Below are 23,083 nucleotides of genomic sequence, written 5' to 3'. Positions count from 1 at the left end.
GTGATCTCAAGTGGACCAGGTTAATAAGCCGAAAAAACCGCTGATTTACTATTATGCAGTTGTGATGCTCGTACTTGCATTGCTCAATCTGCTGTTCGTTCCTGCCTACAACCAGGCAAAGATCGAAGAAGTCAGCTATAGTACATTTATTCAGGAGACGGAAGATAAGGAAATCAAGGAAGTTCAGATCACTTCTGAAGAAATTCTCTTCACGACTAAGACAGGTGGAGATAGCAAAATCTACAAGACCGGTCTCATGGACGATCCGGGGCTGACCGAACGTCTGTATGAAAACGGAGTGGAATTCACAAAGGAGATTCAGGAAAAACAGTCTCCCTGGGTTGATTTTCTGCTGAGCTGGGTAATTCCGATTGCGTTCTTCTATTTCCTCGGGCAGATGCTCATGCGCAGGATCATCAAGAGCGAAGGCGGCGGAAACTCCATGATGTTCAACATGGGAAAGTCCAATGCTCGTGTCTACATCAAGTCTCAGAACGGCATCCGTTTCAAGGATGTTGCGGGTGAAGATGAAGCCAAGGAGTCTCTTCAGGAAATTGTCAATTATCTGCACGATCCGAAAGCATATAGTGAAATCGGTGCCAGCATGCCGAAGGGAATTCTTCTGGTCGGCCCTCCGGGAACCGGAAAAACCATGCTTGCAAAAGCAGTTGCCGGCGAGGCAAATGTTCCATTCTTCTCAATGAGCGGTTCTGAATTCGTTGAGATGTTTGTCGGCATGGGTGCCTCCAAGGTCCGCGATCTCTTCAAGCAGGCCAAGGAAAAAGCACCGTGTATTGTCTTTATCGATGAAATCGATGCAATCGGCGGAAAGCGTGTATCAGGAAATATCGGCGGCAATGATGAACGGGAGCAGACACTGAATCAGCTGCTGACCGAAATGGATGGCTTCGAGTCCAATAATGGTGTCGTGATTCTTGCGGCTACCAACCGTCCGGAATCTCTGGACCCTGCGCTGCTTCGTCCTGGCCGGTTTGACCGCCGTGTACCGGTAGAGCTGCCGGATCTCAAAGGACGTGAGGAAATCCTCAAGGTTCATGCTGCTAAGGTCAGGATGGATCCGAATGTGGATTATAACGCGATCGCAAGAATGGCTTCCGGTGCATCCGGTGCTGAGCTTGCAAACATCATCAATGAAGGTGCCCTCAGAGCCGTGCGTGAAAAGCGCAAGGTCGTCACACAGAGAGATCTTGAGGAAAGCATTGAAGTCGTATTCGCCGGCTATCAGAAAAAGAATGCAATTCTCACGGATGAAGAAAAGCTTACAGTTGCATATCATGAAACCGGACATGCATTAGTCGCAGCTTTGCAGACGCACAGTGCACCAGTTCAGAAGATCACCATCATTCCTCGTACCAGCGGTGCCCTCGGCTATACGATGCAGGTTGAGGAAGGCAATCACTATCTCTACAGCAAAGAAGAGCTGCGCAACAAGATCGCTACCTTCACTGCCGGAAGAGCCGCAGAAGAAGTGAAGTTCGGAACTGTCACAACCGGTGCCAGCAACGATATCGAACAGGCAACAAAGCTTGCCAGAGCGATGATTACACGCTATGGCATGGATGATGACTTCGATATGGTTGCTATGGAAACCGTGCAGAACCAGTATCTCGGCGGAGATACGTCACTGTCCTGCAGCGAAAGTACTGCTGCTGATATCGATGCTCGTGTCGTTGCTCTGGTCAAAGCAGAACATGAGAAAGCAAAGAAACTGCTCATGGAGCATCGTGATGACCTGGATCGTCTGGCAATGTATCTGTATAGAAAAGAGACTATTACCGGCGAAGAATTCATGAACATCCTCGAGCACAAGGATGCGGAAACTCCGGAAGAGCCTATTGAATGGACCTGTCCGAAGTGCGGACACGAAAATACCGGAAAGTTCTGCTCAAATTGCGGAGCCCAGCGTCCGGAGCCAGACAAAGCAATTCCGCTTCCTGTCCCCGCGGAAAAGCCTGCAGATACTCCATCTGCTCAGGCATAATCTTTATCTTCTGAAAGGCTGCCAGAGCTGATCAAGCAAGCTCCAGCAGCCTTTTCATTTGTCTTATCCATTCTCTGTTTCAGAATAGCCCGGATTATTTCTTCTGTATGCATGCAGGCGTTCCAATGCTCAGATAAACGATCCAGGCATTCTCATGTCTTGCAGAACGGAAACACCTCATCCGAACACTGCCGAATACAGAAAGAAGACAGTAAGGATTCAGATGTCTTCTTTCTGTATGAATGCATGTGAGCTTCAGAAACTCGAGTTGTCGGAAACCTATTCAATGAAGAGAATACTCAAACAGGATGGTTTCTTCCAGGTTGTCAAACGAACCGACAGATGCTTTCACCTGAACCGGATACGTGCCATCTGACTTTGTATCGCTGAAATTCGTATAATAATTCGTTTCTGAGCCTTCTACAGACCTGGTGACTACCTTGAAGAAAGCCTCCGCCTTAACCGATACGCCTTCAGAATTCTTCTGTTCTACCGTTGCAGGATTTTCCAGCAGCTGCACATCGATGAGCTTCCGGTCAGGGCCATCGATCACCAATGTCCGCAATATGCTGTAAACACCTTGCTTTGCCATACGTGAGAAGTCATTGTATGCCGGTTCGTTCAGAGCAATTCCATTCTGAATCACAAACCAGCCTTTCTCTTCTGCATCTTCTGCAGAAATGGAGAGATCTGCTTCTGAAATATCTCCGATCGCCCACGCTACTTCGTCATCATCTGTCCATCCTCTGCAGGCATTTCCGGAAACATAGTGGTACTGCACGGAAGAAGGAATACCGGATGAAGCATCATATCCGCTGAAAGACACATCGTTATCTGCATCGTAGTAGTAAGTATTGCCGCGGCAGGTTACTTCTTCATAGGAATGCATGGCATTCGCAGAATCTTTTCCTGCTGCATATGCACTGCGGATGCTTGCGAACGTAAGCGAAGAACCATCATCTGAGACAAACCATGAGGCAAACGGAATCCGCCACTTCCGGCCTTCTCCATCCCTGCTCTCCACAGTGATAAAGGGCATGAAATACAGTGCCGTCATAGCTGCCAGGATGATGCAGATCCATCTGACAGGTTTATTCATTTCTCACGATTTCTGCGCTCGATATCCATGATTTCATTGACTCTGCGTTCATGGCGTCCGCCCTCGAACTCAGTCGTCATGAATTCATCAATGATCATCTTTGCCAATTCGATCCCGATGACTCGATCGCCGAAGCAGAGAATCTGACAGTTATTATGCAGGCGGGAATACTTTGCGGAATATGGCTCGCTGCAGATGCATGCACGGATTCCTGCAACTTTATTGCAGGCAAGGCCGATGCCGACACCAGTCCCGCAGATACCGATCCCGCGGTCAACTTCACCTGCTGCTACTGCATTTGCAAGCTTTTCCCCCCAGATCGGATAGTCTGTAGATTCTGTGCTGTCAGTTCCGTAGTTCACCACTTCATAGCCTTTCGACTTCAGATACTCCACGACTTCATTCTTCATCTCAACACCAGAGTGGTCATTCGCAATTCCGATTTTCATTAGATGATTCTCCTTCCTTCCGGCCGGCAGAGATTTCTTCTACCTGCGCATTGATTGCATCATGAACTTCCTGTTTTTTTTCTTCCGTAACAGACTTATCCAGAGTTCCTTCCATCAGAACCGTCTTCTTCTGATTCTTTGTCCGAGTGCGGCTCATAAGCAGGAGAATGACCCCCGCAGCAGCAGTAAAGATGCTGATGAACTGAGACGTAGAAAGCACTCCGATGAACCCGCGGATCGTATCGCCGCGGAAGAATTCAACCACAAACCTTCCGGCACTATACAGAATCAGATACCACGCTGCAGTTTCATTCCTGCGGCTGCTGTCCTTGTAAATCGTATACAGAATATAGAACAGCACAAAGTCTCCGAAAGAAGAAATCAGCTGCGTCGGAATCAGCCTGACCCCTGCCGGGGCTTCCGAACCAGCCGGAAACACCAGGCTGAATTTCGAATCCGTCACTTTTCCATAGCAGCACCCCGCAAAGAAGCAGCCGATACGGCCGAATGCCTGTGCAAGTGCAACCTCCGGAAACAGAAGATTCACATAGCCCATGAAATCCAGCTTCTTATATCTGCACCAAAGCCATGCGCCGAAAATACCGCCGAGAATGCCGCCGTATACAACCCAGCCGCTGGAACCCAGATAGGTCAGAGGATCCTGGATGAAATCGTTCCAGTTAGTCAGACAGAACAGAAGCTTGGAGAAGAAGTAACCGGAAATCAGACAGACAAATACCAGATTATCCACTTCATTCGGATTCAAACCGTACTTCTTCGCCTGTTTTTCGCCAAGCCAGAATGCCAGCAGGATTCCGATTGCGATCATGACTCCGTATCCGTGAATAGTGAAATTTCCAATCGTTAACCAGTTATTGTACATTCATAACCTCCGTTCTTCATTTTATGATATTTGCCTGCTAAAGCAAAGAAAAACGCCGGCATTCCTGCCGGCATCCAGATCAATCTCTGCGAGAATCCTTTTCTTCGTACTCAGCGTCAATCGTACCGGAATCTGATTCAGAATCGTCAGAAACCGGAATATCTTCCGGCTGGTGAAGAGGAGCACCGGTTTCAGAGTCCATCACATCTCCATTCAGCACCTTAGCTGCCTGCTCTGCTTTGCCGATGAATTTTCTGATCTTGGAAGAAAGTGTAATCGTGAAATAGAGATCAGTAATCCCGCAGTAGATCAGACATGCACCGATGATCTGATAGAGCAAGGTATTCGCAGAAAGCAGGTTGAAGAGAATCACCAGCCCAAGCACGATGGAAATCGATGCCATAATGAGATAGACCCAGCTCTTCGGATACCCCATCCGGATGGCATCAATGCCATCCTGCAGCTTCAGGAAACCGCTGCTGATGATCATGATGCCCATGATGAACGGAATCATCGTCTGGAATATCGTCTTCTCCTTAACGATCAGAATACCAAGCAGAATCCATACAATGCCGAACACGAAATCATTGCGGAACAGCGAATCCTGCAGATCCATCATGAAATAGCTGATCATCAGCACTGCACCATAGACCATCATGCCGATGCCGACCAGATTGCAGACCAAGTCTGCAACATTCTGCGGATAGAACAGCAGAAGAAGACCGGCAATCAGGTAGAGCACAGCAGCAATCATCGACTGCCACTTGAAGTGTTTCAGTTTTCTCATAATAACATCCTCCCTTTGAATCATAAGAGTTTCCGGATAGATTTCAATCAACATATGACGATTTGCGTCTAATCGCCTGTGTTAGAATAATGCCTATGAAAAAGCATACTCTAGTAACCCTTCTGCTTGAGCAGAAAACCATCGATGCCATGAATGGCATTGATGGCTATGAATACCGGTTCAGAAAACCAGAGGAGGTCACTGCCGATGACCTTTCCTGGGCAGAAATCATTGTCGGAGATCCGACCATGGAGCAGATCCGCATGGCTGAGCATCTGGAATGGATCCAGACAGATTCTGCCGGAGTCGACCGCTATCGTAGTCTGGACCCGCAGATCGTCTTGTCGAATGCCTATGGAGCTTATGGTCCAGGCATTGCAGAATTCATGACTGCCTGCATTCTGATGACAGATAAAAAGCTGAATCGCTATGTCAAAGCACAGGCAGATCATTCCTGGAAGAATCTCGGCTACGGGATCGGCATCGAGAACATGAAGGTTCTTTCGGTTGGCATGGGCTCAATTGGTTCTGAGTTTCTGAAACGCATGCATGCACTCGGAGCTAAGTGCTATGGCGTCCGCCGATCTGTTCATGAAGTTCCGGAATTTGCGGAAGCCGTATATCAGACCAGCGATCTGAAACAGATTCTTCCGGAAATGGATGCTGTTGCTCTCAGCCTTCCGGAAACACCCGAAACGATTCACCTGTTTGACAGGGAAATGCTTTCCTGCACGAAACGCGGCAGCATCCTCATGAATGTCGGCAGAGGCACTGCGATTGATCAGACTGCTCTTCTCAGCTTCACCCGCCAGCACTGGTTTTCGGCAGTGATTCTCGATGTTACCGAACCGGAACCGCTGCCGAAGAACAACCCGCTCTGGAATGAAGAAGATGTCATCATCACGCCTCACATCAGCGGAAGATATCATAATCCGCTCAATTATGACCGGGTCAGTGCAGTGATTCTCGAGAACCTGAAACACGCAGCGGCCGGTGAGCCTCTGAAGCATGTCATTGATCTTAAGAAGGGCTACTGAAACACAGGAGGGGACAGATGGGAATTGTCGTAATCGGAGCAGTATTCGTGGATATCAAAGGCTATCCGCTCGGCAAATACGTACCGGACGGAAGAAACGCCGGCCGGGTTGTCCAGGTTCATGGCGGTGTCAGCCGCAATGTCGCTGAAGACATCGCAAACGTCGAACTCAGGCCGACCTTTCTGAGCGTCGTCGATGATACCGGAACCGGTGAAGACGTCATTCATAAACTTCAGCGGCACAAAGTCGTGACAGATTATATTCAGAAAGTCCCAGGAGGTCTTGGCACCTGGCTTGCAATCTTCGATCAGGATGGCGATGTTGTCGGATCCATCTCTCAGCGTCCGGATCTTTCCGTGCTCAGTGACGTCCTTGCGGAACATGGCGATGAGATCTTCCGCGATTGCGACAGTGTAGTAGTCGAGATCGATATGGCTTCCTCCCTCCTCAAGCAGATTTTCGATCTTGCCGACAGGTATCATAAAGTCGTCTATGCAGTCGTTTCCAATATGTCCATTGCATTGGAGCGCAGAGATCTTATGATGCGCACCGGCTGCGTTGTATGCAATCAGGAAGAAGCCGGGCTCCTGTTTTCCGACGATTTCACCGGCATGACTCCAGAAGAACTTGCTCCGATCATCTACCGTAAAGCATGCACTGCGCAATATCGCAGAGTTGTCGTGACGATGGGAAAAAGCGGAGCAGTCTATGCAGAGCCCGATATCGGATGCGGAGTATGTCCTGCTCAGGAAACAGCTGTCATCGATACTGCCGGATGCGGGGACGCATTCTTTGCCGGAGTCACGATAGGACTCACCTATGGCAAGAAGCTGAAAGAAGCATGTGAGATCGGAACAAGACTTGCTTCCTCCGTCATCGCAACAAAAGAAAATGTCTGTCCGAGATTCCGGCCGGAAGAATTCGGCCTGTTCCCGGGAAGAAACTGCTAGAGGCTGCGGAAGGGCAGGGATTCATAAAACAGTTGCATTCCCGGCAGATGTTTCTGACGGGAATGTTCTTGTATATTGTGTATATTTCATCGATCTGATAGAAAGACTTAACAATTCGACAAGCTTAAATTTGACGAGATAGGGAAATGCTTGAATTATATAAGCCTCATATTGAGGACTTGTGGTTTAAGGAAAAAATGATGAGTGATGAGCAGACGATGGCTTACAACCATGCCTGCGGAGGCACAATTCCATTCCCTAAAGAATATTGGGCAGATTGGCATGACAGATGGATCATAAACCACAATAACAAACGCTTTTACAGATACATTAAAGATAATGGCACTTTTATTGGCGAGGCAGCATATCATTTTGATGAAGAACGGCAGATTTATATTGCTGACGTGATCATTTATGCCCCGTACCGAGGAAAGGGATACGGCCGCAACGGACTATTGCTTTTATGTGAAACGGCAAAAGACAACGGCATCATGGAACTCTATGACGATATTGCTATAGACAATTCTTCTGTTGCACTATTCCTTAAATGTGGGTTTGTGGAAGTTCTGCGAACCACCGAGTACGTTTTAGTAAAAAAGGAATTGTGAGCAGCCAATTCCAATTTGTTGAACAGATAAAGGGTGCACTTCTATACGCCGCCCGGTGTAGTGCGTTGAGTACGATTATGCACTGCGCCGGTGCATAACACGAAAAACCGACCTATGATCGTAATCATAGGTCGGTTTACTGTTTTATGGACACCTGCCAAATCTGCAGCCTCTTTTTTACTTTCCAAGATGGATTTCTGCAGGATAGCCCCACTTCTGCAGTTCCTCTGCAGGAAGCACCTCAGGTTCTTTTCCCTGATTCAGCAGCAAGGCATGTTCATACAATTCTGCAATCTCTTCTACATAGCATGCCTTGAGATATGCCTCTTCAATACTTGTTTCATCGACCGTCACATCACCATGAGCCTGCAGCAGGAACGCATCATGATGCTTCACCGGCTCAATGACCGATTCTGCTAATGCCATAGTCCCCGGTCTTGCATAGGGAGCGACCGGGATGATTTCATCCGCATTGCCAAGATGGAACATCTCATACACCAATGCAGGAATCGGCTTATTCAGCACTGCAAATACCGTAGCAAATTTGGAATGCGTATGCACGATTGCGGTTACATCCTTCCTTGTGCGGTAGATCGCCAGGTGCATCATCGCTTCGCTGGTCGGTTTAAGTCCATTGATCGATTCCACCACTTCTGCATCCATATTCATGACTACCATATCCTGCAGCACCATCTTCTCCCGATCCACTCCGGTCGGCGTGATCACAACCAGGCCGCTCTCCAGGTCTCTGGCAGAGAAATTCCCGGACTTATGCCTGCATAGTCCATCTCTCTGAGCCGTCTTTGCGACCTCCATCACCTGTTCTTTCAGTTCTTCCAGCATCCTGTTACTGTCCTCTCTTTTCTTTCATAATTGCTTCTGCCGCAGCCGCAAAATCCGCTTTGCTGAGTTCGCTTCTTCCGCTTACGATCTTCGGGCTTCCGCCTCCTGAACATCCTGTCTTCTGCTTCAGAATTTCCAGAAAGTCACGTGCTTTCTGGTCTGGTGACACGATAGCAAAGTCAATCAGACTACCTGCGGAATAGATCATCGTCGTGCACTTTGCCACCCTTCCATATTCCTGTGAGAACACTCTCAGCTTCTGACTCTGATTCTTTCCGAGGTCAATGATCAGAGGCTCTTTCTCTGCATATTCAGCTGCTTCATATCTGCAGAGACTCCTGGTCAGATCCTGAAGCTCTGCCTTCTGCTTCTTATTGTTTTCAAAGAGCTTCTCCAGTTTCTCTGGCAGCTCACTGATGCCGGTATTCAGAATTCCGGCAAGCTCATGCAGAAGACGGTCTTCCCTGACCAGCATCCAGTCAGCTGCTCTGCTGCAGGCAAAATAGATTCTGGCACCTGAGCTGATATGCTCGCTGTGAAGCAGCACAAAGCTTCCGATCTCTCCCGTATGATTTACATGCGGCGTTCCGCATGGCTGCTGATCCAGCCCTTTGATCGTAACGATCCGCACCCGGTCATATTTCGCATATTCAGGATCCGGATACTCTCTTCCCTTCACATACGAAAAGGTCACCGGCACATCCATTTCGATTGCGTGATTGATATAGCTCTGCACTTCTTCCAGATGAGATGGAGGCAGATCTCTTGTATTGATGTCATAGTAGGAATTCTCCGGATTCACATTTGTGGATGAAATCAGAATTCCTTTCTTTCGGTAATACGTATCCAGAATATGAAGTGCTGTCTGGGGAGCAGTTACCGCCAGCCGGTATTCTGCATCCAATTCCATGACAATCGGATTATGCAGAATTCCATTCACATGATGCCAGAGCTCCTCTCCCTCCCAGTAAAGTCCATCCACGTTAAAGCCATTGATCGTTCCACGATCATCAGGCATCCCGCCTTTTTCGCCATAAAACACCGTATCGGCAAAGCGATACCACCCATCCTTCTCGTCAGCGATTTCCGTTACACAGGAAACACGCTCATAATGATCATACCTTCCCTGCATTCATATCCTCCTTTGCTGATCTTGCAATCTGGATCATCCGAACTCCGCCATCTGCAATCAGAATTGATCCGAGCGAAACCATATATCAGCCGATTCCCCGGTCCATAGCAGCCAGAATATCCCCTCCGGAAACACCGAACAGAATCCCTGCAGCCGAGATCAGAATTGCTCTGCCTGCCATCGTTCATACAAATTCTGACAATCTGATTCTGTTTTTCCCTGCCTAGCATTGCAGAACAGTACAGCACCAGATTTGCGCCTTCGGAATGTCCTCCGATCAGATATCGCCGTTCCGGTTTCATCACATGTTCTGCATAGCTCAGGGCGTACTGCTGGGAAATGGTCTTTGCAAAGGGAATCATGAAATCTTCCATTCACTCCGCTATAGAAGTATCTGTTCCCCGGAAAGAAAGATAAGGGCACCGCTCATTCAGAACTATTTCAACTGCTCCGAACTGACATGCATGCTTCTCATCAAAATGATCCTCATAGTTTCTGAGAACCAGTCTTCCGGACCTTTCCGTATCAGCTGCAAGCATGAAATGATCAGTATCGCTGAATGTATCTTCTGCAAGCGGAATATTCCGGTGCCAGAGCAGGTAATCCTTCAGCGTATCCATAATAGCCCTTCTTTCGCCCAGGACCATCTTAACATGAAAAGGACTGCTTTAAAGTGGCCCCGTTGTCAAGGACAGTTTTCTGACAGTTCGGGTTTCTGAGGGTCACATGCATTGATCAAGACGGAAGACAGCTGAATCATAGCTGTCTTCTTTCTGTATTCAGCAGGTTTCAGAGAGATGTTTCCGGATCATCAGTGCTCGGATGATTCATTCTGCGCATGACGAAAACATCTTCTGGCCAGGGGAAGTAAGCTGCTCTATTCTTTCTGTGCCTGTATCAGTAAAGAGCGTCCATTTCTGTGACGTAGTCAAATGGCGGTGTGTTCTTCCATTCCTGCGGATTCTCAAGCTTCTTCTTCAGTTCTTCATCTGCTGTTTCGTAAGCTTTTCCTGCTGCTCTCACTCGCTCCAGAAGTGCTTCCAGTTCTCTGATTTCCTCATTGGAGTCTTCAATGAGCGTATTCAGTTTCTGAATTTCTTTCTTCAGCTTCTTCTGATCTGTCGCAATGATGTGCATCGGAAGGAGCTTCTTTTCTGCTTCCTTCTTCTTCTGAACGTTTTCTTCCCGCTTCTTCTTCAGATAGTTCAGATGATCCTCTACCAGGCTTTCAACCGGCCTCATCCGATCTCCTGCGATACCGTAGTAGTTATCTAATGGATAGACTCCTGTAGTCTTGTACTGATAGAACTCCGCAGGAGTAAGACCGGCAAGATCATACTGATAAGCTTTCTCATTGTAGTGGTGCATATAGCCTGCAATCAGATCTCTGACTGTCTGATAGTCCGGACACATCTCGATCAGCTTCAGAAGCTGGCACTTCATTCTTCCGAAGAAGGATTCCATCGGTGCGTTGTCCTGGCTGTTCCCTCGCCTGGACATGGACTGCACGAAGCCGTCATCTTCGAGCAGCTTCTGAAAGGTAACGGACAGGTACTGACTCCCCTGATCGGAATGAATCAGAGCGTCCGGATGATTCAGTTCGCTGCGATGCTGGTCCATCATACGGTGATAGGCTTCTGTAACCAGAGAGACATCCATATGCCTGCTTACTGCTGATCCCAGGATTTCCCTCGTGAATCCATCCTTGAACGCACACAGATAGCAGAGCTCGCGATTACTTCCATAGTAGAGATAGGTAATGTCTGTCAGGATCACTTTCCGCGGGCTGTCACCGAAGTCACGATCGACATAGTTCTGCTTGGCATCACATGGATGGAAATGAGTTGCCTGTCCCTTATAGGCATCTTTATGAGGGACATATGCGGTAATGCGCATTTCTTTCATCAGTCTGGTGATCCGTTTTCTGCTCACCCTGAGATCGTAATCACGCCACAGGTAAGTACGGAAGGTCCGCGCTCCGGGAATTCCGCAGTGCTTATGGATGATTGAGATCATCTTCTCCTTGATCTCCCGGTCTTCTTTCTGCGTTTTCGTTTCCACAGGATTCTCAAATCGTTTCTTCCAGCTGTAATAGCCGCTGGAACTGCAGCCGAAGATCCGGAACAGATCTGATGCCGAGAACTGATGAACATGTCCTGCTGGCTGAGTCTCCTGCTTCTGAAGAGTGTAATACACCATTCTGAACTTCTGATGGTTCTTCAGTTCGGATTCGATGATGTATTCGTCTCCGCCAATAGTTCGTGTACTTTTTTTTCCAGTTCGAGCAGTGCTTCCAGATAAGCTGTCCGTGCTTTGTAATAAGCGGCTTCTTCCTCCGGCGTCAGATCTCCCATCTCATCACGGGGAATACTCCCGTCAAATCTGGAAGGATCAACGAACGATCCGTCTTTCTCCATCTCTCTGGCACGCTTGGCAGCACTGTTTGCACGATCAGTACCCAGTTCCTTTACCGGGAAGCCGAGTGATTCATAAGCTTCCACTCCCGTCATTCCTTTGTTCATCTGCTGACACATCCTGATATAGAACTCCGTCTTGTAGATCAGATTCGTTCCGTGAATGTCCTTCACGTATTCGTTCTTCTCTGCAATTTCCTGAATGGCACTGCGTTTCTCGTAATACTTCGTTTTCTTCTTACCCATCTCTATTACCTCTCTATGATTCCGATGGTATCACAGCACCAAGATCTGCAGCGTGCTTCCGTGCCTTTTCTGCAGACCTGGCCATCATGCGGTCATACTTTGCCTGTTCCCTGGAAAGGTATTCCTGGTATTCCTGCTCAGAAAGATTGTTCAGATAGACGGCAAAGTCCATCGGTGTCTTTCTGCCGCGGTTCCATTGCGGCCGTTCAAAGTTGTAATAGTCAATGTAGTCATTGATTTTCTGCCGGATCTCAGACGTATCATGGGCATCGGAGAAGTCAGCTTCATCTTTCATATGCCCGAAGAAGGATTCCATGGATGCGTTATCCCAGCAGTTTCCACGCCGTGACATGGACTGAACGAATCCCATCTTCTTCAGCTTCTTCTGAAACGCATCGGAAAGATACAGTGCCCCCTGATCGGAATGAAATACCATTCCTGTCGAACAGACGGTATTCTGATCCTGATCTTTCATGATTCCGCTCAGCATCTCATCAGTAAGGTTCAGATCCTGTGTATCGCTTACTGCAGAAGACAGAATCAGGCCGGAAACACTGTCTTTGATCGGAGAGTAATAGGAAGTATTTCCCCGGCAGTCTTTGATATAGGTGACATCTGTCATGACCTGTTCATAAGGTTTCCCAAGACGAAATCTGCGCTTCAGCACATTCTCTTTCCGGTTCCTCTGAAGCAGTTCTCTGGCTGCCTGCCTGGATTTCTTCGGTGCTCTGACCGTACACAGCAGTCCGGCCTTTCTCATCAGCCTCTGAACTTTCTTGCGGTTCATGACCGTCTTCTGCAGCTTCGGCATCATCATGGTCACCATGCGGGTTCCTTTCGGATATCCGCGGTATTCAATCACTTTCCTGATCCGTTCAATGTCTTTCTCATCCTGACGCTGTTTTCCGTTGGAAACATAGTATCTCAGACGATAGAAGCGAGAGTGGCTGAAGCCGAGGATTCTGCACGCACCGCTGATCGAGAATCCTCTGACGTAAGGGAAGGCTTTCACCTGATCATGAATGAGATCACACACTTTCCGGAGAGTCTCAGGAGAAGTAATACGAAGGCTTTCTCTTAGCTCACTCATTTTTCTCTCTTCCATCTTCTCCATCAGCTCGCACAGTTTCTTCGCGGTGCTGAGATCCAGAGCGGCAAGATGAACCTTTCTGTTAACACGATCCGGCTTCCAGTGCAGAAGCTTATATCGAATCCGCATCAGTTCTCCCGCGCTGAGCAAGTCTGCAGGAATCTCAAATACCTGCATTACATCCAGAATCGGAAGGTCTCTGATCAGATAAGCACATTCATAGAATTCTGATCGGAGGGAAAGTTTTTTCCGGGTGACTGTTCTGACCCAGGAACAGCTCTTCAGTTCAGAAATCACTTCATCGGAACGGAAAAATTTACCCGTAACAGGTAATTTTCCTTCCAGAAGGAGTTTAAGCCTATGGATTCTCTGATAACCGATCCGGTTCGGATCAATGCCGTGCTCCTTCAGAAGCGTTCTAAGGTCAGTGCCAGGATATCTCCTTATCGCTTCTTTAACGAACGCATCTGAAAAAGAGATGCCGCCACGAGCTCTGACGAATACTCCGGTGTCAATGAGCAGCTGGATTTCTTCTTCTGAAAGCTTCGGCGCAGAAACAGAAATCGAAGGCCCATTTCCATTGGTGGGGTGACCATGTTTTCTGAAATTCTCAGTCAGTTTCTTAATCACTTGGTTCCCTATCATTTTCGTGGAGATTCCATTGTTCTCCAGGAACTTGCGGATCTCGTGATGAGAGACATACCAGTCATACATCCGGCATCTGAACTCATAGGTGAATGCGATGTGATTCGTCCGGATGAATTTCACATTCGGATTAGCCTGGAGAATCTGGATTTCCTCTGGAGAGAAGAATACATAATCAGTTTTAGGATTGCGTTTTCTGGATTTTCTGCCCATAAAAATGGCCCCTGCAGGAGGACCTCAGCACTGTCAGAGTGCTGTCCTTTCTACAGGGACCACTTTACTTCCCGCAGTCCTTTTGTCATAGACCGATCCGTGTCTTCTATCCCTGATAAACAACTACTGCATTCGGATTTTTCAGTCTCAGGAGAACCGTCTCGAATACCCGGAAATCATGATTCATTTCTGAAGATCCGAGGTATCCGGTCACAAGATCCTGTCCGATCGCAAGATCCATGTTCTGCTCATCCGGCGCTGCCAGCAGAGCAGTCTTTGCCGGAAGTACCGGTGACTGATAAATCTTTCCTTCAATCAGCGCACTGATTCTCTGACTTTCCAGGGTACCGGTGCCAGGCTGAATCCGCTGCAGCATTGCAAAGACATCCGGACTCACCACCAGAACTTTTGAACCATAGGTACGATGTTCCAGCATGAACTGCAGGCCGGCAGAGACTGCCGCAAATGCATGTTCATCTTTATCCCAGTTCTGCATCTTGATCGTCTTGCCAGGCTTGCTGAGCAGACCTGCAGCGCCAGTCTCCTCGTCTCCGAGGAAAATGAGCTGATCCTCTTTCAGAGCAGTATTCACTGCTGCAGAAACTGCTTCAGAATATGACATCGGCACATTGAGCCGTTCTGAGGCCTCAAGCTCTTTCCAGCCAAGCGTGAAATCAGAGGACAGTTCAGAAAGCATCACAATCTGCTTCTTTCCATCTCTTGTGATCTCTGCTGCAGGCACGCCTGCGCCAAGCGGACCATAGATATTCAGAAATCTTCTGCCAGTCAGCACGGAACGCGCTGCTGCTACTACTTTCTCATCAATTGCTTTCCACTGTGCCTCTGAAAGCTTGCTGTCACTTCTCATCAGGAATTCCATATGATTTATTCCTCCTTAAGGCTTCCTACTGTTCCTGCATTCACGCCTGGAATTTCTGCCGGCTTGATTCCAAGTTCTTCGAGCATTTCCAAAACTTCCTGCTCACCAGACGCATACAGATCTCCTTCTTTCGGATCCAGATACTTCAGCAGAGTCAGAAGCTCTCCCATGTGTGTCTTCTCTTCATCACGGATATCCGAAAGCACTGCCTTCGCAACCGGATCATCGGTAGCCTGAACATGGGCATCATAGCCGTAAATTGCTTCCAGTTCTCCGGAGAGATCTGCACGAATTGCCTGAACCAGTTCTTCTTTTGTCATCTTGCGCTCTACATTTGCTGAAAACGGATTGCCAAACATCATTCATTACCTCCTTTGAGAATGAGAAGCAGATCTGAAGTCCCTTCATCAGTCAGGATTCCGATCTCCGGTCTGCTCTCCTTTTCTTGCAGTTACACTATAACATGGAAATCCATCGTTGAATTGTGGGAATTACTTCTTTTTTTATCTTTTTTACCTTATTTTTGTGCTTTAAAGCAATATATTATCAACTTTTATGCATGATATTCTTTATTGAAGAATACTTGCAATTTTCTTTATTGCCATTTCCAGCTTCTGTCAGTTCTTTCAGTCTTTCCAGATAACAGGGTATCCTCTGAAAATCTCCAAGCTGAGGAACACCGGTTTTCCTTCTTTGTTTTGTAATAGAATAGAAGAGCTGAAACATCAGAGAGAAGAATTTATGAGAAAAGAAACAATCCAGTGCTTCCTGATGGATGGCTTGTTCTGGGCAATCATGGCCATCTTCTATGGATACTCCACATATTATCTGAGATCAATCGGGTATTCCAGTGCCCAGATCGGAATCATGACCGCAATCGGAAGTGTTCTTTCTGCAGCAATCCAAAATGTTCTCGGGACTCTGAACGACCGCGGCGGGTGGTGGAACTGGAAACGCATTTTCCGGCTGATGCTTGGGCTCACCGCTGGCCTTCTGATCTGCATGACTCTGATTCGCAATTCTCTGATTGCCGGCATCCTGTTCATGATGGCGATGATCTTCGGAAATGGCATGATGCCATTCACGGTCATCATCTGCTTTGAATACCGCAGCAATGGCTTTCCCGTGGACTACGGAAAAACCCGTGCAGGAGGATCTCTGTTCTATGCAATTGCGGTCTATCTGATCGGTGTCATGACCGAGAAAGGCGGTCCGATCATGGTGCCGATTTCCGGAATTGCACTCTGCATTGCCGAATGGATTGTATTGATGACAATGAAATCATCCAGGCATCAGCAAGCCCCTGAGAAAGCAGACAAGAAGGTAGGTGTAAATGAAATTCGCAGACGGTATCCAGCTTTTTTCCTTATGACACTCGGCCTGGTTCTGCTGTTTGCATTCCATAACGGAACCAATACCTACCTCCTGCCGATTCTGGAACGAGTCGGCGGAGATACCAGAGCACTCGGTACTGCTTTTGCAATTTCAGCGATCATGGAAGTCCCTGTAGAGATATTCATTGAGAAAATTCTGAAAAAGATTTCTTCAGATAAGCTGCTCCTGATTTCAGGCTTCGGATTCTTCTTCAAAGGAATCATGTATCTGATGGCAGGAAATGTCGCTGTCATCTATCTCTCCCAGCTGCTTGAAATTGTCTCCTATGCTCTCTATTCCGGTGCTGCTCCGTATTATGCGGATGAACGGATTGCACCGGGATATCTTTCCAGCGCCCAGGCCATGATGACTTCCTGCACGATGGTAGGAGCAGTGCTTGGCAATCTGACATCCGGATGGATTTATGATGGCTTTGGTCTTTCCAGCATGATTCTGCTCTGCATCGGATATGCCGCAGCCGGAACGGTGATCATCGGAGCTTCTCTGAAAATGGAGTTCAAAAAGGAAGCAGTGTTCTGATCACTGCTCCCGATTCACTCAATGCGTCTTCTTTCTGCTGTGCAGATTGCGGATCATATTGACCGTCAGCGTCACAATTCCTGCAAAGATCAGCAGCCAGCCGATCCCGATCATCCAGAAGTTCTCATGCAGGATGCCTTCTGCATCTATATATTCCACAGTTGCGCCTTTCATCAGAAACAGCAATACGCCTGCAATCACAAGACCTGCTCCGGACAGGGAAGCAGCCATATTTCTTTTTGCGCGTCTTCCTTCACTGCCATCATCAATCAGTTTTTCTGCCATGTCATTCATCTTCTCTTCTCCTCCGAATATGAGCCGGTCCAGAGAGATCTGAAAGGTCAGCGAGATTTCCATCAGCATCTCGATATCAGGAAGATTCTTCCCGTTTTCCCAGTTGGATACAGCCTGACGGGTCACGTGCGGCCATCTCTTCCTGGGTCAGATGATTCTCTTTCCTGAGTTCTCTGATCTGTTCTGAAAATTCCATACCATTTCTCCTTCCGGCTCTTCCGGTTTACCTGACATGGGCAGGTTCTTCAAGAAAGCTGTGCTTGCAGGCAGTATTCAGCCAGGCAAGCGATGCTTTGCAAACGCATTAATATCCCGTTTATTCTTATTCCGCAGAGCTATCCTGTCGAGCATTAAGAAAGACCGCATGACTATGCGAGGGCTCTTGGCATTCCTTTTAATCCTCAGGGAGAATCGTCTTATTCTCCGGATCAGAAAGAGATAAAGAAAAAGCTCAGATTATTCCAAGCTTTCCTCTTTAAATGGTGAGCCTGGCGGGAGTTCAGCAGAACCTCCTGTTTGCGGCGGCAGATTATTTTGTCCTGATGTATTGGTTAATACCTTCTGCTGCCGGACTGACGTTCATCTGTCACATCGTATGCCTGTATACCGTGATCTTTCTCATACAGCTTCCGATAGTGGTAAAACAAATCACGGAATCGATACATTCTGCCGCTTTGGGGATCTCCGTACATCCTTGCAAGATCAAGAAAGTCCGGAAAGGAGTCATAGTACCAGTCATCCAGTTCCTCGATCTCCTGAATGATCTCCTCTGCACGCATCCGTTCATACCGTTCAATATTGTCCGGTCTCAGCGAGATCAGCAGCATTCTCCCTTTTTCTTCCGGAATATCCATGCCGGTGATCCAGTCGCGTTCACTGCGGTACACACTGCGGTTCAGCAGCTTTAAAGACTCTTCGGATAATCCTGCAAGGTCTGTTTCATCCAGCCGGATATCCGAAAGCGTGATACCTCTTCCCTCTTCATGCGGGATAAACATGGTGATCTTCTCAACACCATGCTTTTTCAGATCTTCTGTCAGAACATCAGCCTGAGATATATTCTCCGCAGTAAGAGGAATGCCTGCTGAAACCTGCAGCCCATGACTTAACGCAGCCCGGATCATACGCATCAGCAGATCATAGTCTCCTTTTCTTGAGGCAAAACGGTCATGGTATTCTTTCTGACCATAGAAAGTAAAATTCAGATCCTGCACTCCTTCTTCCTTCAGCACCCTCATTAGATCATCACATTCTGCTTCGTTTCTCATCCGCATTCCGTCACACTGCAGGAACTGTGCCTGAGGACTGCCAATCTCTTTCAGGAAGGTGATCGTTTCACGAAGACGAGGATGGTCCATGGAATAACCAAATGTAAACGAGATGTTTATTTCAGGGTGTGAATGTCTCACTTCGTTAATGAATCTTTGCGCAAACGATGCACCTTTGTCCCAGGAGATGCCAACCGGTCTTCCATCCCATGATAAAAGACAGTATCTGCACCTGCAGCTGCACGGAACACAAAGATTCTGTACCATGATCGACGTTGTTCTCATCTGATCTTCTCCTTTTTTATTGAAACACAGTAAAGAAAAAAGTGAGGGCCCGCATCAATCTGCACATCCAGCATCCATCTGCCGGAAACCGACACTTTTACAGTATTGCTGCCTCGAAAGTGTTGCAAGGCAACAACAATCATCCTCCAAGGGGCAAACCCAACTATCCTCGGCAAAAAATTCCGGGATATGTCCCCTCGGCGGTTGACAACACTTTGTACGGTCCTGTACTACTGTGCTTTTCGGTCTTTTCTTTCGGTAAAATCAGTTCACTTACGAGTCAATCCTGAAACGAATCCGGAACGTCACGAAGGTCAATTATCTCTGTTCTGGTCACCCCCTGAAACGCCTACGGAAACCTTCCATAAGCCATAGGACACTCCGGTAACGGTACTGGAATGTCAGCCATATCCAAGGGCGGTTATCCACAAGCCTTCCCACAACAATTCCCCAAAATCCCGATAATCCCTCAATTTCCGGGGCGAAACACCCCGGTTTTTTCGATCGTTTCCCGGTGAATTCCCGTTTCGGTTCCATCTCTTTCCCGATCTGGTTTCAGATCTTTTCAGATCAGTTCCGGTTCGGTTCCGATATCTTTCCGGGTGGATTTTTTCAGGGCTTTTTCTTCCGCTTCTGTTTCGTTCCGGTAACGCTTCGGGGGCGGTCTCGGGGGACAAATCGCGGAATTTTTTGAGGTGGGTTACAAAGGCGGTTGAAAAGAAAAAGACCTCGTGTTCTACGAGATCTTAATCTTGTGCTAATTACACAGTGCCTGGTGTCCAGGATAATCACCTTTACCCCACAGAGGGGAATCGGGTGTGTCCCGAAACAGAAAGGCTGATTTTACAATGGTGGAGCTGACGGGAGTCGAACCCGTGTCCAAGAATAGTCCCACATTCAGGAATCTACAGTTTATTGCACTGTAAGGTAAGACAGCAGACAGAACAATACACGAATCATCTGCTGAATCTGCCTGTAAATTGTCGGGATCCCCCTACAGGCTTCAGGATCACCTTATCCGTTTTGATTACACAATCCGAGCAGAACGGCTAATACACGGATCGGGCGCTGCAGACGCGTCTAGCGTCAATTAAGCAGCGAAAGCAAAGCTTGTGCTATTGTTATTAGCGTTTAAATTTAGTAGTGATTAGGTCACCGCTCCACTGCATCCTGAATCAGACATAAACCTGTCGAAACCATGACAGCCCCATGAAAGACACGCATCCTGAGATGCGTTATCTTTATAGCATCTGCATCCTGATTTTGCAAGAACCAGACTAGCGATGAAACTTCAGAGCTTTTTCCATTTCCCGCTTTGCATCGCGAAGCTTCTGATTCTGACGCTTGTCATAGAGATTCTTTCCTTTTGCTAAAGCAATCTCCATTTTTGCCCGTCCATTCTTCAGATACATGCGTACCGGCACCAGCGTATATCCCTTCAGACGCACCTTATCGTAAAGCTTGCGGATCTCATACTTATGAAGCAGCAGCTTGCGATCACGTTCTTCATCAACATTGAAGATGCTGCCATAAGTATATGCAGATATATGCATGCCTTTGATCCATGCTTCACCTTTGTAGATTGAGATGTAGGCATCCTTGAACTGCACATGTCCTGCCCGCACGGATTTGATCTCCGTTCCGGTCAGCTCGATGCCGGTTTCAAACGTTTCTTCGAGAAAATAGTCATGTCTCGCTCTGCGATTGACTGCTATATTTTTCTCACCGGTATTTTTTTCTGCCATTCTGCTTCCTTCTCGCATCTCTGCCATAGCGGAAATGCTTGCCATAATCATAAGAGGAATACGGTTCCTCAACCTGTTCTGACTTCCGTGCCGCTCTGGATCTGGTGGAGTATTTCCTGCCAGCAGAAACTGGTGCAGGCTTTCTGGCGGTCTTCATATTCTGCAAGCCGAAGTCTACAGTCTTTGCATCCTTAGAAGCACCAAGCACCTTGATCCTGACAGTCTGCCCTACCCGGTACTCCGTCCGTGTACGCTCCCCGCGCAGACACATCTTCTTCTCATCAAAATGATAGAAGTCATCCGACATCGCATTCACGCGGACCATGCCTTCCACCGTATTCGGCAGCTGCACGAAGAATCCGAAATTGGTCACAGTGGTAATGATGCCTTCGGCTGTTTCGCCGATATGATCCATCATGTACTCTGCCTTCTTCATATCGTCGCAGTCGAATTCTGCACTCTGGCTTGCCCTTTCCCGTTCGCTGGAGCTTTCGGAATAAGCCTGCATTTTCTTCTGATCCGCAGAAGGATTTCCCTGGAAATGTTCATAATCATACTTCCGCAGCATACGGTGCACGATCAGATCCGGATAACGTCGGATCGGAGACGTAAAGTGCAGATACTCCGGTTCTGCCAGTCCGAAATGTCCCGCACACACGCTGTCATATCTCGCTTTCGCCATGGTTCTCAGCAGCTGCTGAGAAAGAACCGGATACTCTTCCGAATCTCTGCATCCAGAAAGATACTGCTGGATATTTTTCGGACTCAGGTCCTTTGAAGAAAACGGAACCCCAAGCAGATATGAAAGCTTAGTGAAATCCTGAAGCTTCTTTTTCTGAGGCTCTTCATGAATCCGGTAAACGCATGGGAATTCATGTGTATGCATGAAGTCTGCCACACAGACATTTGCTGCAATCATGCAGTCTTCAATCATTTCTTCGGCATGACCATGATGCTTCGGACGGATCTCATAAGGGTGGCCCTTTTCATCACAGAGAATCTCGGATTCAGTCGTATCGAAATCAATGGCGCCCTTCTGTTTCCGATGAGCACGGATCGCGTCCGCACAGGCAGCCAGTGTCTCGAAGAGATTTCCAAGATGTGAATATTGTGCTTTTCTCTCTTCATTTCCCTGCAGGATCTCATTGACATGATCATAGGTCATACGCTCGGCAGAGCACATGAAGGAAGGATAGAGCTTATATGACTTAACAGAACCGTCTTTCCCTATCTGCATCTCGCACGTATTGGTAAGCCTGACCACATGCGGATTCAAGCTGCAGATCCCATTGCTCAGAATATGCGGCAGCATCGGCACGACCCGATCCGTCACATAAGTAGAACAGCCTCTCTTCTCGGCTTCCTGATCCAGCGGGCTTCCTTCTGTCACATAGTGCGAAACATCTGCGATGCTGACTTTCAGCAGCCAGCCATTCTCATTCTCCTGAACTCCCACTGCATCATCGAAGTCCTTGGAATCATTGCCATCGATGGTGACGATGGTATCTTCTGTCAGATTGACTCTTCCTTCCATTTCAGAAGGCTGAACTTCCTGAGGAATTGCTTCTGCCTGCTTCATCGCATCTTCCGGAAATTCCATGACGATGTCATAATCCAGAAGAACCGAAAGGATATCTACCCCCGGATCATCTTTATTGCCCAGAGTCTTCACCACTTCCAGATGAAGCGGTGAACCGTATTTCACCACGTGCATCATGACTTTCAGGCCAGGAATCGGACGAAAGTCAGAAGGTGCAGTGATATCCATTCTGACACTCTGCAGATGAATATCATCCGGCAGGAAACGAAGGCCGTAAACCGTATCCATATAGGTCCCGATCACATGCGTATGCGCACGCTTCAGAACCTTGATTACAGTTCCGGTATAGCTGACTTCTCCGGTTTCCGGATTCAGATCCGGAATCGGCTTTGTCAGAACCGTATCGCCGTTCAGTGCATCTTTCTGATCCGGAACACGGATCAGAATGGATGGCTGATCCGGCCGATCCACAAACCCCGTGCCGCGCTTGTTGATCTTGAGAATGCCCTTTACATAGCCAGCCTGTTCCAGCGTCTTGTAACGATTATTTGAAGTCCGGATCAGATCATCGTCTTCTTCCATCTGATCCAGAGTCTTTCCGAGTTCTACAATCTCTGCTGATGCTGTCAGCTTCAGGCCATTCTTCAGTCTTTCCCGATCCAGACCGCCCTTGGCAGATTCCAGCAGTTCAAGTATCTGTTTCTTCAGTTCTTCCATCTCTCACTCCTGCAGATAAAATAACAGCCGGCACATTGACCG

The 23,083-nt window shown here is 47.8% G+C and carries 20 protein-coding genes, 1 other RNA gene and 1 pseudogene; 5 read left to right on the top strand and 17 right to left on the bottom strand.

What is annotated here, in order from left to right; all coding sequences use genetic code 11:
• Positions 1-10: 10 nt before the first annotated feature.
• Positions 11-2,002 carry an ATP-dependent zinc metalloprotease FtsH gene (gene ftsH / locus C7E00_RS02795; protein WP_167836435.1) on the top strand — a complete coding sequence of 664 codons (1,992 nt, stop codon included), beginning with the start codon at positions 11-13 and terminating at the stop codon, positions 2,000-2,002.
• 283 nt (positions 2,003-2,285) lie between these two features.
• On the opposite strand, the gene C7E00_RS02790 is transcribed toward ftsH, so the two are convergent.
• The 4 genes from C7E00_RS02790 to C7E00_RS02775 form a co-directional block, all read right to left on the bottom strand.
• On the bottom strand, positions 2,286-3,101 hold the full coding sequence (locus tag C7E00_RS02790; RefSeq protein WP_105302826.1) for a hypothetical protein: 816 nt from the start codon (positions 3,099-3,101) through the stop codon (positions 2,286-2,288).
• Positions 3,098-3,550 carry a ribose 5-phosphate isomerase B gene (gene rpiB / locus C7E00_RS02785; RefSeq protein ID WP_105302825.1) on the bottom strand — a complete coding sequence of 151 codons (453 nt, stop codon included), beginning with the start codon at positions 3,548-3,550 and terminating at the stop codon, positions 3,098-3,100. Before rpiB ends, C7E00_RS02790 begins: the two co-directional genes overlap by 4 nt.
• Entirely contained in the window at positions 3,528-4,433 is a 906-nt protein-coding gene (locus C7E00_RS02780; protein ID WP_105302824.1) for a prolipoprotein diacylglyceryl transferase, read from the bottom strand. The genes rpiB and C7E00_RS02780 overlap by 23 nt, the downstream gene beginning before the upstream one ends.
• A 79-nt stretch (positions 4,434-4,512) precedes the next feature.
• A complete protein-coding gene (locus C7E00_RS02775; protein WP_167836434.1) occupies positions 4,513-5,220 on the bottom strand; it encodes an HdeD family acid-resistance protein in 708 nt (235 codons plus the stop codon).
• Between the two features lie 95 nt (positions 5,221-5,315).
• Between C7E00_RS02775 and C7E00_RS02770 the strand changes: the two genes are divergently transcribed.
• The 3 genes from C7E00_RS02770 to C7E00_RS02760 all read left to right on the top strand — a co-directional run bounded on the left by C7E00_RS02770 (position 5,316) and on the right by C7E00_RS02760 (position 7,815).
• A complete protein-coding gene (locus C7E00_RS02770; RefSeq protein ID WP_167836433.1) occupies positions 5,316-6,257 on the top strand; it encodes a D-2-hydroxyacid dehydrogenase in 942 nt (313 codons plus the stop codon).
• 17 nt (positions 6,258-6,274) lie between these two features.
• On the top strand, positions 6,275-7,207 hold the full coding sequence (locus C7E00_RS02765; protein WP_105302821.1) for a carbohydrate kinase family protein: 933 nt from the start codon (positions 6,275-6,277) through the stop codon (positions 7,205-7,207).
• Positions 7,208-7,353: 146 nt separating this feature from the next.
• Positions 7,354-7,815, top strand: coding sequence for a GNAT family N-acetyltransferase (locus C7E00_RS02760; RefSeq protein WP_105302820.1), 462 nt, complete (start codon positions 7,354-7,356; stop codon positions 7,813-7,815).
• A gap of 177 nt (positions 7,816-7,992) precedes the next feature.
• On the opposite strand, the gene C7E00_RS02755 is transcribed toward C7E00_RS02760, so the two are convergent.
• The 8 genes and pseudogenes from C7E00_RS02755 to C7E00_RS02715 all read right to left on the bottom strand — a co-directional run bounded on the left by C7E00_RS02755 (position 7,993) and on the right by C7E00_RS02715 (position 15,640).
• Entirely contained in the window at positions 7,993-8,658 is a 666-nt protein-coding gene (locus C7E00_RS02755) for a class II aldolase/adducin family protein (protein WP_105302819.1), read from the bottom strand.
• A 4-nt stretch (positions 8,659-8,662) separates the two neighbouring features.
• On the bottom strand, positions 8,663-9,790 hold the full coding sequence (locus tag C7E00_RS02750) for an alanyl-tRNA editing protein (RefSeq protein WP_105302818.1): 1,128 nt from the start codon (positions 9,788-9,790) through the stop codon (positions 8,663-8,665).
• Positions 9,791-10,026: 236 nt separating this feature from the next.
• Positions 10,027-10,329: pseudogene (locus tag C7E00_RS16450) on the bottom strand (Mbeg1-like protein); the annotation flags it as partial.
• 358 nt (positions 10,330-10,687) lie between these two features.
• The gene (locus C7E00_RS02735) at positions 10,688-11,989 is read right to left on the bottom strand and encodes an IS3 family transposase (protein ID WP_105302472.1); all 1,302 of its coding nucleotides are present in this window, start codon (positions 11,987-11,989) and stop codon (positions 10,688-10,690) included.
• A gap of 20 nt (positions 11,990-12,009) precedes the next feature.
• The gene (locus C7E00_RS02730) at positions 12,010-12,450 is read right to left on the bottom strand and encodes a hypothetical protein (RefSeq protein WP_105302473.1); all 441 of its coding nucleotides are present in this window, start codon (positions 12,448-12,450) and stop codon (positions 12,010-12,012) included.
• Positions 12,451-12,463: 13 nt separating this feature from the next.
• The gene (locus C7E00_RS02725) at positions 12,464-14,398 is read right to left on the bottom strand and encodes an IS3 family transposase (RefSeq protein WP_105302474.1); all 1,935 of its coding nucleotides are present in this window, start codon (positions 14,396-14,398) and stop codon (positions 12,464-12,466) included.
• 106 nt (positions 14,399-14,504) lie between these two features.
• On the bottom strand, positions 14,505-15,278 hold the full coding sequence (locus C7E00_RS02720; RefSeq protein WP_105302816.1) for a family 1 encapsulin nanocompartment shell protein: 774 nt from the start codon (positions 15,276-15,278) through the stop codon (positions 14,505-14,507).
• A 5-nt stretch (positions 15,279-15,283) separates the two neighbouring features.
• Positions 15,284-15,640, bottom strand: coding sequence for a ubiquinone biosynthesis protein COQ7 (locus tag C7E00_RS02715; RefSeq protein ID WP_105302815.1), 357 nt, complete (start codon positions 15,638-15,640; stop codon positions 15,284-15,286).
• 379 nt (positions 15,641-16,019) lie between these two features.
• Between C7E00_RS02715 and C7E00_RS02710 the strand changes: the two genes are divergently transcribed.
• The gene (locus tag C7E00_RS02710; RefSeq protein ID WP_105302814.1) at positions 16,020-17,192 is read left to right on the top strand and encodes an MFS transporter; all 1,173 of its coding nucleotides are present in this window, start codon (positions 16,020-16,022) and stop codon (positions 17,190-17,192) included.
• An 18-nt stretch (positions 17,193-17,210) separates the two neighbouring features.
• On the opposite strand, the gene C7E00_RS02705 is transcribed toward C7E00_RS02710, so the two are convergent.
• The 5 genes from C7E00_RS02705 to rnr all read right to left on the bottom strand — a co-directional run bounded on the left by C7E00_RS02705 (position 17,211) and on the right by rnr (position 23,041).
• Positions 17,211-17,612 carry a DUF3955 domain-containing protein gene (locus C7E00_RS02705; protein ID WP_204378544.1) on the bottom strand — a complete coding sequence of 134 codons (402 nt, stop codon included), beginning with the start codon at positions 17,610-17,612 and terminating at the stop codon, positions 17,211-17,213.
• Between the two features lie 425 nt (positions 17,613-18,037).
• A complete protein-coding gene (locus tag C7E00_RS02700; protein ID WP_105302813.1) occupies positions 18,038-19,039 on the bottom strand; it encodes a radical SAM protein in 1,002 nt (333 codons plus the stop codon).
• Between the two features lie 849 nt (positions 19,040-19,888).
• Positions 19,889-20,248, bottom strand: a transfer-messenger RNA (tmRNA) gene (gene ssrA / locus C7E00_RS02695).
• A 68-nt stretch (positions 20,249-20,316) separates the two neighbouring features.
• Entirely contained in the window at positions 20,317-20,784 is a 468-nt protein-coding gene (gene smpB / locus C7E00_RS02690; RefSeq protein WP_105302812.1) for an SsrA-binding protein SmpB, read from the bottom strand.
• Positions 20,762-23,041, bottom strand: coding sequence for a ribonuclease R (gene rnr / locus C7E00_RS02685; RefSeq protein WP_105302811.1), 2,280 nt, complete (start codon positions 23,039-23,041; stop codon positions 20,762-20,764). Before rnr ends, smpB begins: the two co-directional genes overlap by 23 nt.
• Between the last annotated feature and the right edge of the window lie 42 nt (positions 23,042-23,083).

This window comes from Anaerolactibacter massiliensis, from assembly GCF_900290205.1.
GTDB classification, from domain to species: Bacteria; Bacillota_I; Bacilli_A; order Erysipelotrichales; family Erysipelotrichaceae; genus Bulleidia; species Bulleidia intestinalis.
Note: the sequence above shows the minus strand (reverse complement) of the source record. Positions and strands in the feature narration are given on the sequence as shown.

Bases quoted from the DNA above. Each gene is read 5' to 3' on its own strand.
- C7E00_RS02790 (WP_105302826.1), bottom strand. From the start codon at position 3,101: ATGAATAAACCTGTCAGATGGATCTGCATCATCCTGGCAGCTATGACG.
- rpiB (WP_105302825.1), bottom strand. From the start codon at position 3,550: ATGAAAATCGGAATTGCGAATGACCACTCTGGTGTTGAGATGAAGAAT.
- C7E00_RS02780 (WP_105302824.1), bottom strand. From the start codon at position 4,433: ATGTACAATAACTGGTTAACGATTGGAAATTTCACTATTCACGGATAC.
- C7E00_RS02775 (WP_167836434.1), bottom strand. From the start codon at position 5,220: ATGAGAAAACTGAAACACTTCAAGTGGCAGTCGATGATTGCTGCTGTG.
- C7E00_RS02770 (WP_167836433.1), top strand. From the start codon at position 5,316: ATGAAAAAGCATACTCTAGTAACCCTTCTGCTTGAGCAGAAAACCATC.
- C7E00_RS02765 (WP_105302821.1), top strand. From the start codon at position 6,275: ATGGGAATTGTCGTAATCGGAGCAGTATTCGTGGATATCAAAGGCTAT.
- C7E00_RS02760 (WP_105302820.1), top strand. From the start codon at position 7,354: ATGCTTGAATTATATAAGCCTCATATTGAGGACTTGTGGTTTAAGGAA.
- C7E00_RS02755 (WP_105302819.1), bottom strand. From the start codon at position 8,658: ATGCTGGAAGAACTGAAAGAACAGGTGATGGAGGTCGCAAAGACGGCT.
- C7E00_RS02750 (WP_105302818.1), bottom strand. From the start codon at position 9,790: ATGCAGGGAAGGTATGATCATTATGAGCGTGTTTCCTGTGTAACGGAA.
- C7E00_RS02735 (WP_105302472.1), bottom strand. From the start codon at position 11,989: ATGGTGTATTACACTCTTCAGAAGCAGGAGACTCAGCCAGCAGGACAT.
- C7E00_RS02730 (WP_105302473.1), bottom strand. From the start codon at position 12,450: ATGGGTAAGAAGAAAACGAAGTATTACGAGAAACGCAGTGCCATTCAG.
- C7E00_RS02725 (WP_105302474.1), bottom strand. From the start codon at position 14,398: ATGGGCAGAAAATCCAGAAAACGCAATCCTAAAACTGATTATGTATTC.
- C7E00_RS02720 (WP_105302816.1), bottom strand. From the start codon at position 15,278: ATGGAATTCCTGATGAGAAGTGACAGCAAGCTTTCAGAGGCACAGTGG.
- C7E00_RS02715 (WP_105302815.1), bottom strand. From the start codon at position 15,640: ATGATGTTTGGCAATCCGTTTTCAGCAAATGTAGAGCGCAAGATGACA.
- C7E00_RS02710 (WP_105302814.1), top strand. From the start codon at position 16,020: ATGAGAAAAGAAACAATCCAGTGCTTCCTGATGGATGGCTTGTTCTGG.
- C7E00_RS02700 (WP_105302813.1), bottom strand. From the start codon at position 19,039: ATGAGAACAACGTCGATCATGGTACAGAATCTTTGTGTTCCGTGCAGC.
- smpB (WP_105302812.1), bottom strand. From the start codon at position 20,784: ATGGCAGAAAAAAATACCGGTGAGAAAAATATAGCAGTCAATCGCAGA.
- rnr (WP_105302811.1), bottom strand. From the start codon at position 23,041: ATGGAAGAACTGAAGAAACAGATACTTGAACTGCTGGAATCTGCCAAG.